This window comes from Bacterioplanes sanyensis, from assembly GCF_002237535.1.
In the GTDB taxonomy this organism is placed as follows: domain Bacteria; phylum Pseudomonadota; class Gammaproteobacteria; order Pseudomonadales; family Oceanobacteraceae; genus Bacterioplanes; species Bacterioplanes sanyensis_A.
Genome location: NZ_CP022530.1, coordinates 1,722,558 through 1,736,466, shown reverse-complemented (window position 1 = coordinate 1,736,466; position 13,909 = coordinate 1,722,558). Strand labels below are relative to the sequence as shown.

The 13,909-nt window shown below is 54.5% G+C and carries 11 protein-coding genes; 8 read left to right on the top strand and 3 right to left on the bottom strand.

Translation table 11 applies throughout. The annotated features are described in order from the left end of the window. Positions 1-5 precede the first annotated feature (5 nt). The 4 genes from CHH28_RS08200 to CHH28_RS08185 all read left to right on the top strand — a co-directional run bounded on the left by CHH28_RS08200 (position 6) and on the right by CHH28_RS08185 (position 2,876). Positions 6-455, top strand: coding sequence for a DUF2269 family protein (locus CHH28_RS08200; RefSeq protein WP_233243794.1), 450 nt, complete (start codon positions 6-8; stop codon positions 453-455). A gap of 10 nt (positions 456-465) precedes the next feature. Further along, positions 466-861: a DoxX-like family protein gene (locus CHH28_RS08195; protein WP_094059848.1), complete on the top strand. Its 396-nt coding sequence runs from the start codon at positions 466-468 to the stop codon at positions 859-861. A 155-nt stretch (positions 862-1,016) separates the two neighbouring features. Continuing rightward, positions 1,017-1,985 carry a LysR family transcriptional regulator gene (locus CHH28_RS08190; protein WP_094059847.1) on the top strand — a complete coding sequence of 323 codons (969 nt, stop codon included), beginning with the start codon at positions 1,017-1,019 and terminating at the stop codon, positions 1,983-1,985. A 21-nt stretch (positions 1,986-2,006) separates the two neighbouring features. After that, positions 2,007-2,876 (top strand): class I SAM-dependent methyltransferase, encoded by an 870-nt coding sequence (locus CHH28_RS08185; RefSeq protein ID WP_094059846.1) that lies wholly within the window; start codon positions 2,007-2,009, stop codon positions 2,874-2,876. A 10-nt stretch (positions 2,877-2,886) separates the two neighbouring features. Here CHH28_RS08185 and CHH28_RS08180 read toward each other — a convergent pair whose 3' ends face one another. From CHH28_RS08180 to CHH28_RS08170, 3 genes are all read right to left on the bottom strand, one after another. Beyond that, a complete protein-coding gene (locus tag CHH28_RS08180; protein ID WP_094059845.1) occupies positions 2,887-4,056 on the bottom strand; it encodes a response regulator in 1,170 nt (389 codons plus the stop codon). Positions 4,057-4,127: 71 nt separating this feature from the next. Further along, positions 4,128-6,767, bottom strand: a complete 2,640-nt coding sequence (locus CHH28_RS20365) for a LuxR C-terminal-related transcriptional regulator (RefSeq protein WP_094059844.1) — start codon at positions 6,765-6,767, stop codon at positions 4,128-4,130. A gap of 116 nt (positions 6,768-6,883) precedes the next feature. Then, the gene (locus CHH28_RS08170) at positions 6,884-9,073 is read right to left on the bottom strand and encodes a TonB-dependent receptor family protein (protein WP_157729834.1); all 2,190 of its coding nucleotides are present in this window, start codon (positions 9,071-9,073) and stop codon (positions 6,884-6,886) included. A gap of 119 nt (positions 9,074-9,192) precedes the next feature. On the opposite strand from CHH28_RS08170, the gene CHH28_RS08165 reads away from it, so the two are divergent. The 4 genes from CHH28_RS08165 to CHH28_RS08150 all read left to right on the top strand — a co-directional run bounded on the left by CHH28_RS08165 (position 9,193) and on the right by CHH28_RS08150 (position 13,879). Next, a complete protein-coding gene (locus CHH28_RS08165; RefSeq protein WP_094059842.1) occupies positions 9,193-10,068 on the top strand; it encodes a sterol desaturase family protein in 876 nt (291 codons plus the stop codon). Beyond that, positions 10,065-11,180, top strand: coding sequence for a DUF1513 domain-containing protein (locus CHH28_RS08160; protein ID WP_094059841.1), 1,116 nt, complete (start codon positions 10,065-10,067; stop codon positions 11,178-11,180). The genes CHH28_RS08165 and CHH28_RS08160 overlap by 4 nt, the downstream gene beginning before the upstream one ends. Before the next feature lie 130 nt (positions 11,181-11,310). Next, entirely contained in the window at positions 11,311-12,588 is a 1,278-nt protein-coding gene (locus CHH28_RS08155; protein ID WP_094059840.1) for a DUF4382 domain-containing protein, read from the top strand. Between the two features lie 139 nt (positions 12,589-12,727). Further along, positions 12,728-13,879: an IS4 family transposase gene (locus CHH28_RS08150; RefSeq protein WP_094059839.1), complete on the top strand. Its 1,152-nt coding sequence runs from the start codon at positions 12,728-12,730 to the stop codon at positions 13,877-13,879. The last annotated feature ends 30 nt before the right edge of the window (positions 13,880-13,909 follow it).

Here is a 13,909-nt window from a genome sequence, read left to right as displayed (position 1 = left end):
TTAAAATGATTCATGTGCTGGGCGCCGTTGTTATCACCGGCACAGGGGCAGGCATCGCTTTCTTTATGTTTATGGCCCATCGCTCCGCAAACATTAATGCCATCGCTGTTACGGCACGACACGTAGTATTGGCCGATTGGATATTTACCGCACCGGCTGTATTAGTGCAGTTCCTAAGTGGCCTCTATCTAATGATGAAGCTTGGCTATTCGTTTACCTCCAGTTGGTTTTTAGCAGTGCTGGCGTTGTTCGTATTTATTGGACTGTGCTGGATACCCGTGGTGGTCATTCAATATAAACTCAAAGCCCTGGCTGAAGATGCCCTACAAAGCGGCGTATTGGACCCGAGCTTTCACCGACTCATGCGCCTGTGGACGGCACTGGGGGTGCCTGCATTCTTGGCCGTACTAATTGTTTTCTGGCTGATGATTTTTAAACCGCTCTCCGTTGTTTAAGCCTGACCCTATGAATAAATCGACGCATTTATTAGCCAATGTCAGTCTCAGCTTCCTGTGGCTGTTTACTGGCATCACCTCGGTCTTTTTTGCCAAGGATGTGGGCTACCAGGTGCTGGCCAATGGTGGCATCGACGGCTGGCTGGCCACTGTCGCCATCTACTCAGGCAGTCTGGTGGACGTTGCCATCGGCATCTGGGTACTCATTGGGGTGCAGCGGCGCAGGTGCTACCAAGTGCAGATCTGGGTTGTGCTGACCTACTCACTGCTGCTGACTTTCATCGACCCAAGCTTCTGGCTGCATCCCTTTGGCCCGTTGACCAAGAACATGCCGATCCTGGTGCTGCTGTTTCATCTCTATCAGCTAGAGCAAGGCGCTGTGCGGCAAACCTCCGATCTAGACTGATGCTCAATGTATTAATCGCTAACACCTGTCAGTTTTAAGCGGCAATAAAGCTGCCCACTACACGGCGGGCCAATAACGTATCTTTTTGTCACATTGTTCTTTAAATCTCAACAATCATCGCCATAATGGAACCATACCTGTGAAGGAATGCCCTTATGCTGATTGGAAAACGAGAAGAGTTTGACCTCAACGAAATGGCCATCTTTGTCCACGTGGTGGACGCTGGCAGTTTTACCGGCGCAGCACGCAACTTAGGCCTGCCCAAATCGACGGTCAGTCGCAAGATTACCCAACTAGAAGAACGCCTCGGCGTACGCCTGATCCAACGCACTACGCGTAGCCTGCGTTTAACAGACACTGGCACCGCCTACTACAACCACTGCTCGCGGATTCTGTCCGAAATTGAAGAAGCCAACATCGCCGTGACGCAAATGCAAAGCACGCCCACCGGTACGCTGCGCATCACCGCCCCCGTGCTGTTTGGCTCGACGGTATTAAGCTCGCTGGTGGCCGAGTTTATGGAGCGTCATCCGCAAGTGAATGTCGATATGGTGCTGAGCGATCAAAAGCTCGACCTGGTGCAAGAAGGCATCGATGTCGCCTTCCGTATTGGCCAGCTGGAGGATTCGTCCCTGATTGGTCGTCATTTAGGCGATGCACGGGCATTGCTGTGTGCCAGCCCAGATTACTTGCGCCAGCACGGCAGCCCCAGCCACCCAGACCAGCTGCGCGATCATCGTTTATTAACTGCCGCACAGTTTATGCAATGGCATCTGACCAACGAGCAAGGCGAAGACCACACTGTACAAGTGCGGCCGCAGTTACAGGTGAACGATTTCGCCAGCCTGTACACCTTGGCCTTGTCTGGCGCTGGCATCACTCCGCTGCCGACGCTGATCGCCGCTTCTGCCATTCGTGCCGGTAACCTGGTACCGGTGTTATGCGACTGGCCATTTGAAGCCAACCCCATTCACGCGCTGTACCCCAGCAACCGACACCTATCGGCCAAAGTTCGCTCATTTGTCGACTATGTGATCGATAGTGTGCGTCCAAATCCGCCGTGGGAGGTGGACTTAGGCGAAAGTGACTGTTTGGATGGCACCAAGGCATTGCCTCACCACTAATTGCATATCAAGGAGAGTTCCATGCGTCATCTGTTGATGACTTCTGCCGTCGCTTTGGCATTGAGCGGCTGCGCCACCAGTCACATGCCCGCCAGCACGGACAGCTATGCACTGACAACTGTGACCAGCCCGGTGCAGCTGACGGAATACGCACATCGCGATGATAGCGCCCGTGCACGCGATGAATATCGTCACCCGCAGCAAACACTGAGCTTTTTTGAGCTGAGCCCAGAGCAAACTGTGGTCGAGATCTGGCCCGGTGGCGGCTGGTACACCGATATTTTGGCGCCGTATTTGCGCGACCAAGGTCAGCTAATTGCTGCGCACTGGCATCCAGAGTCGCCCGTCGGCTTCTTTAAACGCTTGCGCGGTCAATTTGAGGACGACTTTCTGACCCAGCCAGAGCTGTATGGAAACATTCAATTAACGGTTCTGGAACCGCCCAAGCATCTGACACTGGCAGCAGACAACAGCGCCGACCGTGTGCTGACCTTTCGCAATGTTCACAATTGGATGCGTAACGGCCAGGAACAAGCAGTGTTCAACGCGGCTTTTGCTGCGCTAAAACCGGGTGGCCTGTTCGGTGTGGTCGAGCATCGCGCACCCAACAGCTTTAGCCGCGAGCAGATGGTCGATAGCGGCTACGTGTCTGAAGACTATGTCATCGAACTGGCCACTGCCGCCGGGTTTGAGCTGGTCGGTCGCAGTGAAGTGAATGCCAATGCTCTGGACAACAAAGATCATCCCAAAGGGGTGTGGACTCTGCCACCGTCGTTGCGCTTAGGCGATAAAGACAAGGCCAAGTATCTGGCGATTGGTGAAAGCGATCGTATGACGTTGAAGTTCCGCAAACCCGAATGCGATAGCCGCACGGATGGCTGCCAATGGTAGGAGCTGCAGGCTAGTGTTTGAGCTGCAGCGCCTGCCCGGACTCCAACAGTCGCTGTAACGCTTCTATCGGTAAGTGCGGCTTGGCCAGCAAGTGCTCTGCCACAGAGAGAAAGTCGCGTAGGTTTTGATCCAGCGTCATGCCTTCGTTAAAAATGCGTGTGGTTTCTTGAACCGCATTTTCTGAAATGGCGCGCATTTTCTGTTCCTGCACTTCGTCCATTCCCAGTACATGCATGCTGTTTTCAATTTGCTCGGAGATGTTTTCTACCACATCGGCAATATCGCGCATTACAACGGTTTGCGCTTCATCGACATCGTCGACTAAACGACGCATTTGCATCGCCATCTCACGAATCAGCTTACCCTCTAACAATAGAGTTTTTTGATTATCCAATGCGTCAATGCGGGCATCAGCGCCTTGCAGTAAAGAAAATAAATTGTCTTTGATGGCGCCGTATTTTTTATCATCGTCCACCGGCATATTTTTCACCAGCACCGACACACGACCATAATTCATAATGGAACGACGACCGAAGTCTACATAACGTCCTTTATCCGCGCATGCGCTCAACAAGGAGCTTTCCATCGCTTTGGCCATGCCGTTGGCTTCCATATTTTTGCTTTCAAAGCGACTGCGCAACTGTAAGCTGCAATTCAAATTATAATTGCGCAGCGCTTGGAACAGACGCATGCCCAACTCATCCAAGTTGGTGCAATGATGGCTGTCTAATAAAAATTGAATATTCACGCCCAAATCGGACGTGCCAGTCATGGCCAAAAAAGCCATTTCGTTGGCTTGCTGCAATTGCATGCGCAGCTGGTCGTTGGCAATTTTATTCATCGCCAAACGGTCGATGCGACCGCGTAGCTCCTTCAACGCTTGTGCCTGCAGGCAATCGTCACAGCCGGCTTCATACAGGTTGAGTCGGACGTCCAGTTCATCGTGCTCGAGAATCACCACCATCGGCACATTCGAATGCGCCTGGCGTAATTGACGGCAAATAGCGGCCAAATCGCATTGGCTGAGTGAGCGGGAATCCACCAGAATTAACGCCAGTTCATCGTCTGCGGTCAGTTCATCGTCCGGTTTGGACAACAAACATTCATAGTCGGGTGCCAACCATTGGATCAGGTCCCGACTGTCAGATTGGGAAACAATTAGCGTAAGATGTTCGGCCATTCCTTCAGCTCTGCTTGCGTTGCCTACCCTTGGGTGTAGCTGAATTCTTTATCATTTGCCACAGTCGTGGCCTATAACAAGAGCATTTCCTTAGCTCTATGAATGGCTTGGGTACGGCTTTTAGCGCCCAACTTCACATTGATTTTGCGCGCGTGGGTTTTCACCGTATGCAGGGAAATAAACAGCTGATCGGCAATTTCTTGGTTGGAGTAGCCTTGCGCCATTTTGCGCAACACATCCAGCTCGCGTGCACTCAATTGGGCAACTGAGTCTGGCATTTCTTCGTTGTAGGAGATGGCCGCATTGCCAGTCGGTAACCATACCGATATGTCCATTTGAATGCCTTGCCGTTCCAGCAATTGCTGAATACGACTTTGAATCAGATGGCTGTCTGGATGCTGGCGTGATTGCAATGCACCGGCGCGCACCAATTGCATCACTTGATTCATCAAACTGCCGCGGCTGTGCTGCAGCCAACTTTCAGCTTGCGCCAGACACGCATCGTAATCCTGCGCGATTAAATACAAACGTGCCTGCGTCACCGCCGCCAAGCCGGGCAACATGGGGAACACTTCTGGGCTTGGCAGTTCATGACACAGCTGGCCACGACAAATTTCGTCGATGCAGCCCTGAGCGCGCTGCAACTTATGTTGGCTAATCCAGACATTGGCTTTCACCAACAGCAGCCAGTCGTAACTGGGCTGCGCCACGCGCCAACTCTGCATCAGCCTTTCTGCTTGATCCAGCCAATCCAGCGCGCGATCACTTTCCCCTTGCGCAGTGGCACGCATGGCATGCACGGCAAAGCCGTAACACACGGCGGTATCGTGTGCACGACTGGCATCCGCCATGCCTTGTTGCAGCAGCTCCAATACCTGACCGTCGTCCTCGATCCGGCCATGCAGCCACAGTAAAAAAGCGCGATACAGCAGCAACCGTCCACGTGGCAGCGGCGCCACCGGCTCGCGGCTGTCTTGCAACAACACCAGCGCTTGCTCAATGATCTGATGAGCACGATTAATGTTGCCGCGGTTTAGCTCAATACGCGCATAGTCGTACTGAACCAGGGCTTCCATCGCCGTGGCCCGATGCTGGCGCGCCACATCTTGGGCGTAGCGATTCCATAGCCGGGCACCATCTGGGTCGTTGCGCGATAACGACAAATGCGCCAGCGTGCTGCTCATCAAAATACGCAGGCTATAACGCTGTGCAGACAACTGCTGCAACGCCTGCTCGCACAATTGCTGCGCTTTCACCAACTGCCCCTGCAAACGCGCACTGTAACCTTGCAAGGCATACAGCTCGGCGGCCGGCAGATCGCTGTGCTGTAACTTTTGCAGCAGCGGTGCTGCATGCTCTTGCTGTTGGGTTAATAACCACGCCCAAGCCGCCATTTGCATGCTGCGAGGGCTGGCTTCGATTAGCTCTGGCCCAGCCTGTTCAAACCAAGCCAGCAAGCCGGCAATGTCCAGGTTGGCGAGGATGGCTTCTGCTTCCAGCTCGACCCAGTCGGCCACCTCATGGGTCAAGCCCGCTGCGCGCGCATGCTGCAGTGCCGCCACCGGCTCTTGATGTTGGCTCAGATAGGCAAAGGCGCGTTGGTGCAGCTGGAGCCGCTGCTGCAACGGCAAGCGTTGTGACAAGCGCTGCGCCACCAAAGGATGCAAGCGAAACCAGCCTGGATGACTGGTTTGCGCGGAGATAAACAGATTGCTCGCCAGCGCCTGATGCAGCAACGCATGATCATCGGGCTGCTCCAAACACGCCAGCAGCAGTGCCTCATTAAACTGCTCGAATACCGCCAGCTTGCACAAAAACTGCAATAACGAAGGTGCCACCCCCTGCAACACTTCGCCCTGCAGGTAATCATCAAATGGCCGTGCGATGTGCGATGGCGACAAAGGTGGCTGATGCGCTGGCCGCTGATTCAGCCAGATACGCAGCGCCGCCGGCCAACCCAGCAATGCATCCGCCAACTCGGTGGCCCAACGCTCTACTGCCGGAACGTCAGCGGCCTGTAGCCAACGACGGGTCTCTTCATCGCTAAAGGCCAGTTGCGTTTCGTTGAGCCAGGCAATGTCGGCCGATAAATGCAAACGGCCATGAGAGGCCGGCAGATAACGCGTTGTCAGCAGCATTTGAATGTTGTCGGGCAGTTGTTCAATGATCAGGCTCAGCACCCGCCAGGCGTGCTCATCCTGCAAGGCATGAACATCGTCCAAACAGAGCAACAGTGGCTTTTCAAAACTGGCCGCTTCTTGAATCCACAATAACAGCACGCCACCAGTGTCGACTTCGCCGCGTTGCTGCGTCAGATGCCAATGCGCCAGCGCATCGGTTGCAATGCCGGGCAGCTGACGTTCAGCCAGTTCGAGAAAATGACGCAAGAATTTGTCGGCGCTGCCGTCATCGCGATCGAGGGACATCCACAACACCGCCTGCTGCTGCGACTGCGCGCGCGCATATTCCGCCATCAGCTGTGTTTTGCCATAACCCGCAGCCGCCACCAGCCAGCACAACTTATGCGATTGCAGTACCTGCTGTAACTTCCAAGCACGCGCCAATAACGGCTGCGCCGCGGCCGGTAAACGGGCTTTGCTGGCCATACGGGCCGACAAGGACTTTTGTTCCAGGCTGTTGGCCCAGTGCGAAGAGGAAGGTGGCGTCAGCTCCATGCTGTAGCAGGTCAGAGTGGCAAATAACTGCGCCATCTAACCACGTCACTCATGGGAACACAAACCAGCGGCGAGCGCCGCTGGTGGTGGCGGTGTAGTAGCGGTGTAGTAGCGGTGTAGTAGCGGTGTAGTAGCGGTGTAGTAGCGGGGTGCTAGAAACTTACTTTCGCGCCTAAGTTAGCGCTGCGTGGCTTGCCAGGGCGGTAACCGTAAGGCTTGGATGCCACTTCGTACTCTAGGTCGAGTAAGTTATCCACCGTGGCATACAGCAACACGTCTTGCAACACCCGGTAGCGCAGCGAGAGATCCACAACGGTGTGCGCATCGATGCGCTGTGAAGCAGGAATGCTGCCCTCTCCGGGTGTGTCGCGCATATCACTTTGATACAGAACAGACACATTCATCGCCAGCGGACCACGCTCAATACCAGCTTGTGCGTTCAAGCGATGCTTCGGCAAGTAGGCCAGTTCTTCGCCAGCAACAATGTTGTTATTGCGATCGCCAAACACGCCGCTGTCGTCGGCAAAGTTGGCATCAAACTCGCCATGCGAATAGGTGTAGGTGAACGACAGTGGAATGATGTGCGCACCGGCAAACAGGTGCTTATTCCAGCTGGCCTCGACGCCATAAACCTGCGCCGCGCCCGCATTAAGCTGGCTGTCGACAACGGCGTTATCACAACCGTTCGAGAAGCTGCAGGTGCCGGTCAGTTCTGTGTAGTCGTTAAAGAAGGCGATCAGTTCTGCTTGACCCAGCTCGCCTTGATAGCGGCTACCCAGTTCGTAGTTGATGCTTTCTTCCGGATCTGTGTCACCGTCTTTGCCTGGCGTGGTGGCGCTGTAGCCTTGGTACACGCCAGCCAGCACACCAACCGTATTGGTAAGCTGCGAGTACACACCAACGCCCGGCAACAGCACCGATTCACTGCTGTCGACTTTGCCCGTTTGTTCGCCACTGACGCTGTCGTAGGTGGTTTCTTCGGTATCAATGTGCTCCGAACGCAGCCCCACACTGACGGTGGTGTCGTTCCAACGCATATCGTTCTGCACATACACCGCCAGCGCTTTGGCCTGGCCTTCGTTATCAAGTGTGGTGGCCACGTCTGCCGCTTGCTGTAAGCGACCACCCACTTGCATGTCGTAAGCGGCTTCACTGTGCAAGCGCTCGACCGTGTCTTGGTGGTAGCGCAGACCAAGTTCCACATCGTGGCGCACCGCCAACCAAGCAAAGCTGGTGTTCAAGCGCGTTTGCACCCCTTGCGAGACGTATTGACGATCGTTGCTGCCGATCATCAGCTGCTCGTTGACGTTGGCCGACGCCTGCTCGCCGGTGAGCACACGATAAAACTCCGCGTTTACGCCGCTTGGGTCTTTTAATACGGTTTGCAACAGCGGGCCATTGCCGCCAAAGCCATTGATCTTGAACCAGTCGCGCTCAAAGGTGTTGCGGTACACATCCGTGGTCAGGCTGTGATCTCCCCAATCCAGTTGGTGCATCAGATGCAAGCTTTGATGTGTCCAGTCCATGCGATCCAGTTGGCTGGCGGCATAACGACGATAAGGGTCGTCGTCAAAGTCGGCGCGCGTCAGGCCAAGGTAGGTTTCATCGGATACTTCGTCGGCGTAGCCAGCCTTGAGCACAAAACGCTGTGCGACTTCGCCGGGCAGCGTCCAACTCAGCTTGAGGTTCAGGTCGTTGCGCTCAAAGCCGGTATCACCGCCGCCGTCGAGCTCTTTAAAGCCATCGCTTTGCACCCGCAAACCTTCGAGCAAATAGCCAAACTGACCGGATTCCTGACCATACCAGCCGTTATAGCGTTGAAAGTTATCGCTGCCGTATTGCAGATCGAGCTCGCCGGCAGGCAAATAAGGGATCGGTCGGCTGACCAGATTGACCGCACCGCCAATGGTGGCCGGGCCGTATTTGATGGCAGACGGTCCTTTAAACACTTCCACCGCGCTCATGCGCGATACATTGGGGAAATAGTACGCCGCAGGCGCCGAATACGGTGCCGGGCCTGACAGCACGCCGTCTTCCATTAGGGTGACTTTTTTACTGCGATCCGGGCTGGTGCCGCGCAAACCGATGTTGGGACGCAGCCCGTAGCCGTCTTCTTCGTATAAGTTGACGCCAGGAACAGCCGTGAGTATGCGGTGGATATCTGTGTATTCAAACGTTTCCAGCGCTTGCTGATCGATCAAGGTGGCGGAGCCGGGTTGTTTCAACACCTGACCCTGTCCGCCAGTGATGTATACCTTGTCGAGATCGACCTCGTTTTGCGCTGTTGCAGCCACCGGCAACAACAACCCCATAGCAACCGCAGCAGACCCCCAATGCGACACAACCACACCTCTTTGCCTGAAAAAATGGTGGCCAATTTAACCATAAAACGATATTCGATATTAAGAATAATCGCGGTTATCATTTGCATAGTTTTGCAACCCCGACCACTGCCTACCTGATGACGCTTTTATCCCTTAGCGATTGGTTTTCCTGGCTGTTGCAGCCAGCGCAGCGCACCTTTTGGGGGTTCTGGCTCAGCTCTGCCTTATTGGCGCTGGCCTGGGCCGCTCGCCACTGGTCGCAGCGTGCAGGTTTGCTGCGTCAATGGCTCAGCCGCGACTACTGGTGGCATCCCTCAGCGCGGCAAGATTATGTTCTCGTGGCCATCAATATCGCGTTGTTTGCTGCGCTCGGCAGTGCCACCTTGGTGCTAATTTTGTACGTCGCTAATATCAGTTTCGAGAGTTGGTCAGCACTAGCTTCACCTGCGCCTTGGGCGCCATGGCATGGCCCCTTTTCTGCGTTGCTGTACGCTGTGCTGTTGCTGCTGTTGGATGACCTCAGCCGCTATGGCCTGCATCGTGTTTTGCACACTCGTTGGCTGTGGCGCATTCATCGGGTACATCATGCGGCCAATGTGCTGACTCCAATAACGTTTTTGCGTGTCCATCCACTGGAAAAGTTGTTGTATCAGTGGCGCACCGCGCTGTTGCACGGCGGCTTGAGCGGCAGTTATTTCTTTTTGTTTGGCCAGCATTCACAGCCCTGGTTGATTTTCGGCATCAGTGGCACGGTACTGATGTTCAACCTGCTGGGCGCTAATTTGCGTCACAGCCATATCCCCATTCGCTATGGCTATTTTGAGCGCTGGCTTATCAGCCCAGCGCAGCATCAATACCATCACAGCATGCGCGGCAGTCGCTGTAATTTTGGCTCGATGCTGGCGGTGTGGGACCGTCTGTTTGGCAGCTGGCGCAGCGGTGCTCATCGGGCGCCGCTGCCGCAGCACACGTTACCGCTTTCTCAACAACTGCTTTTGAGGCGCTCATCATGAGGTTAAGTCGTCGACAATTTCTGCAACTGTCATGTGCAGCCAGTGCCATGAGCCTAGCTGGTGCAGCAGGCGTCTATCACGCTAGGCCTTCATCGGTGTGGATGACCTCTGGGTATCGCGACCAGGCCACGCGCCAACACTATGGCGTGATGGTGATGAATGCACGCGGGCACATAGTGGCGGACTTCGCGGTGCCTGAGCGCGTGCACATGACCGAGCTTTCCCCTGACGCCAGCAGCGTGCTGGTCAGCTCCCGAGAACCGGGAGCGCCGCTGCGACGGTACCATCTGCATGGCGAGTTGCAGGCCAGCCTGTTGCCTCCGAAAAATATGCACTTCGAAGGACACCTGGTGGTCTCTGACAACGGTGAGCATTTGTTTGCTACCGCCAGCGATTACGTCGCCGGACAGGGGCATATCCTGGTGATCGATGCCCGCAGCCTGCAACTGCAAGCGATCTGGCCAACACACGGCACCGGACCGCATGAATTGGTATACGAGCAACAGCAGCTGTGGGTTGCCAACACCGGGGTGCGCACGCATCCGGATACCGGCCGTACAGCACTCAATATTGAGCAGATGCAATCGGAGCTGCTGTTGCTAGACGCCAATAACGGTGCGGTAAAACAGCGCTGGCAGTCTCCAAAACAGGCGTTGAGTGTGCGTCATTTGGATGTGCTGGCCGATGGCAGAGCTTTGGTCGGCTGCCAGTATCAGCGCCAAGATCAGCGCCCTCCGTGTGTCGCCATTGCTGACGCCAACAGCGCCAAGCTGACGCTGCTCGAAACCGATAACGACTGGTTGCACTGGGACATGCAAGGCTATACCGCCAGCGTGCGCACCTTTAAAGCATCTTCACCACTGGCTGGCCAGGCATTGATCAGCAACCCACGCGGCCACCTGCTCAGCGAGTGGCAAACGCAGCCTCATCAATTGCAACAACGCCATGCCATGCAATACAGCAAGGGCGTGTATTTATACCACGACTCAGCCTGGATCAGTGCCGGCGCTGGTGAGCTATGGCGCTGGCAAGATGGCACGCTTACACCGATCACAACGGCCGTTAAGCCGGGTATTTGGTGGGAGAATCACCTGCACGGTCGTATTGTTTAGCCCAAAAGTGCGTGCAGAGCATCACAAAGTCAGCCGGTTTTTGCCCATGCTGGCTGCGCTGCAGCAATCATCGGCATAACCTGATAAAGAAGTCTGATGAATGATCAGTTAGCTGTCAGGAGAAAGTGCCATGACCCCGTTACGCCTCGCCCTATTGTTAGCCATCACCACCCCACTCACCTTGGTCGGCTGCGGTGGAGGGTCCGGTGGCGGTGACTCGGGCGGCGATAGTAATTCGGATGGTTCGAGTAATAACGGTGCAGGAAGCGTTGCCGGTGATGGCCTAGGCGAGTTTTCCCTCGATATCACCGACGCTCCTGTCGATGACGCCAGCAAGGTCATCGTGGAGTTTACCGGCGTCAGTATTAAACCCGCCGAAGGCGAAGCCCTGCGGTTTGATTTTCCAGCGCCCATAGCCATTGATCTGCTTAGCCTGCAAGGCAGCAGCTCAGCCGAGCTATTGGACGCTGTTGAAGTACCTGCCGACAACTATGAGTGGGTGCGGTTAGAAGCCAATGCCAGCCTAGACGGAACCCTCGACTCTTATGTCGAAATGAAAGACGGCAGCCAACAAGAGCTATGGCTGCCGGGTAATAATCCTGAGCTCAAACTGGTGTCTGGTTTTACTGTGCCCGATACCGGCAGCGCAGACTTCACCGTAGATTTTGATTTGCGCAAATCCCTTAACAGCAACCCTGGTCGCGGCGGCGTGATGATGAAACCCGTGATGCGCTTGGTCAGCAATGAAACCGCACGAGAAATTGAAGGCCAAGTGGCCGGAGAACTGATTGCCGCTCAATGTGCCGATGCCTCTTTGGATGATGGCGCTGTGTATGTTTTTTCAGGCGAAACAACACCACAAGATTTACAAGGTAACGATGGAGACCCGGTACTGACGGCCTTGGTAAAAGCCGACGATGGTGAGTTTGAATTTGAATTGGGCTTTTTAGAACCAGGCACCTACACCCTGAGTTATACCTGTGATGCCAGCAGCGATGATCCTGAAGCGGCTGACGAATTAACCTTTGCTGGTACAGAGGTAGTCAATATCGAAGCCGGTGATGCTGAGTTTATTCTCGACGGCAGCGAAGATGACAGCAATGTCGGTCAGCAAGACGATGATACCGAAGATGAAGCTGCCGGTGACGATAGCAGCTCGGATGACGACAGCAGCGATGACTCTAGTTCAGACGATGGCTCTAACTCAGATGACCCAACCGCGGGCAATGGCGACGCTAGCTCAGACAATGATTCCGTTTCAGAAGATTCAAGCACGGATGATGGTGACGCTAGCTCAGACGATAATTCCAACGCACAAGATCCAACCACAGGTGACAGTGGGCCATCAGATGGCAGTAGCGGTGAAAATGGAGAATCAAGCACTGACGCTGGTAGTAGTGCAGGCTAAAAAACGGATAGTTACGATAAATAAAAAGGGCACCTAGAAGTCACTACTGTCCCACAGTTGTGGCGCTAAATAGAAAAGCCTGAATCCACCTTGGTAAACTGACGTTGTCGAGACACCAACTACCAAAGGGATTCAGGCTTTGCCACATCATAACACCGCGTTTCACCAACTCCTAAAACCCGTGTCGAGACATGAATTCGAGAGGCTGGCCGCTCGACATCATGTTGGCCAAAAACTGCGCTCTGCCCGTCGGTGGGATCAATTTGTGGCCATGGGGCTGGGGCAGATGTCTGACCGCCAGAGTTTGCGTGACATCGAAGCCAACCTAGAAGCTCAAAGCGACAAGCTGTATCACTTGGGCGCCAAAGTCATCGCCAAAACAACGCTGGCACGACTGAATGAGCAACAGCCAGCAGCGCTGTATCAAGCGGTTTTTTATCAGCTACTAAGTCGACATAGCCAGTCACCGGGAAAACATAAATTCCGCTTTAAAAACCCGCTGTATAGTTTGGATGCCAGCGCCATCGATCTCTCTTCGCCGGTCTTCCCCTGGGCGCGCCACCGTGAGGACACGGCCAACGTTAAATTAAGCATCGGGCTGAACCACGCGACGGATATTCCAGAATACGTTGCCGTTGGAGATGGGCATGAAAACGACATGGTTCAAGGCCGACGTTTTAAGTTTCCTAAGGGCAGCATCGTCGCCTTTGATAAGGGCTACATCGACTACGAATGGTTCGGAAACCTGACCAAACAAGGGGTTTTCTTTGTCACACGCCTACGTGCAGGCACCGTGTACAAGGTGCGAGAGCGACGTGAAGTCATCGCTCATTCCGGTGTTCGCAGCGATCAGGTCATTGAACTCACCAGTGCACACGCAAAGAAGCGAAGCGCCCCGTTGCTACGCCGAGTGGGTTATCAAGACCGAGATAGCGGTAAGTTTTACGAGTTTCTCACCAATAATGTTGAGTTGTCTGCCCGCACCATTGCTGCGATTTACAAAGACCGCTGGCAAGTCGAGTTGTTCTTTAAAGCGATTAAAAGCTGCTTGAAGATTAACAAGTTCGTAGGCCATAGCCGCAATGCCGTGCTGACTCAGTTATGGATCGCTCTGATCATGTATTTGCTGATGGCCATCGCTCGGCACAGCGCCCAGCAAGGGTGGACGGTTGCCCGGATGATGAAAGTGCTGCAACTGAACATTTTCAGCCGGAAAACCCTAAAACAACTACTGAGACCCGATAAATCGAGACACAAAAAAAGCGACCCTCAAATGAGGATCGCTTTGTGACCACGAAACTGTGGGACAGTAGTGCACCTA

Bases quoted from the DNA above. Each gene is read 5' to 3' on its own strand.
- CHH28_RS08200 (WP_233243794.1), top strand. From the start codon at position 6: ATGATTCATGTGCTGGGCGCCGTTGTTATCACCGGCACAGGGGCAGGC.
- CHH28_RS08195 (WP_094059848.1), top strand. From the start codon at position 466: ATGAATAAATCGACGCATTTATTAGCCAATGTCAGTCTCAGCTTCCTG.
- CHH28_RS08190 (WP_094059847.1), top strand. From the start codon at position 1,017: ATGCTGATTGGAAAACGAGAAGAGTTTGACCTCAACGAAATGGCCATC.
- CHH28_RS08185 (WP_094059846.1), top strand. From the start codon at position 2,007: ATGCGTCATCTGTTGATGACTTCTGCCGTCGCTTTGGCATTGAGCGGC.
- CHH28_RS08180 (WP_094059845.1), bottom strand. From the start codon at position 4,056: ATGGCCGAACATCTTACGCTAATTGTTTCCCAATCTGACAGTCGGGAC.
- CHH28_RS20365 (WP_094059844.1), bottom strand. From the start codon at position 6,767: ATGGCGCAGTTATTTGCCACTCTGACCTGCTACAGCATGGAGCTGACG.
- CHH28_RS08165 (WP_094059842.1), top strand. From the start codon at position 9,193: ATGACGCTTTTATCCCTTAGCGATTGGTTTTCCTGGCTGTTGCAGCCA.
- CHH28_RS08160 (WP_094059841.1), top strand. From the start codon at position 10,065: ATGAGGTTAAGTCGTCGACAATTTCTGCAACTGTCATGTGCAGCCAGT.
- CHH28_RS08155 (WP_094059840.1), top strand. From the start codon at position 11,311: ATGACCCCGTTACGCCTCGCCCTATTGTTAGCCATCACCACCCCACTC.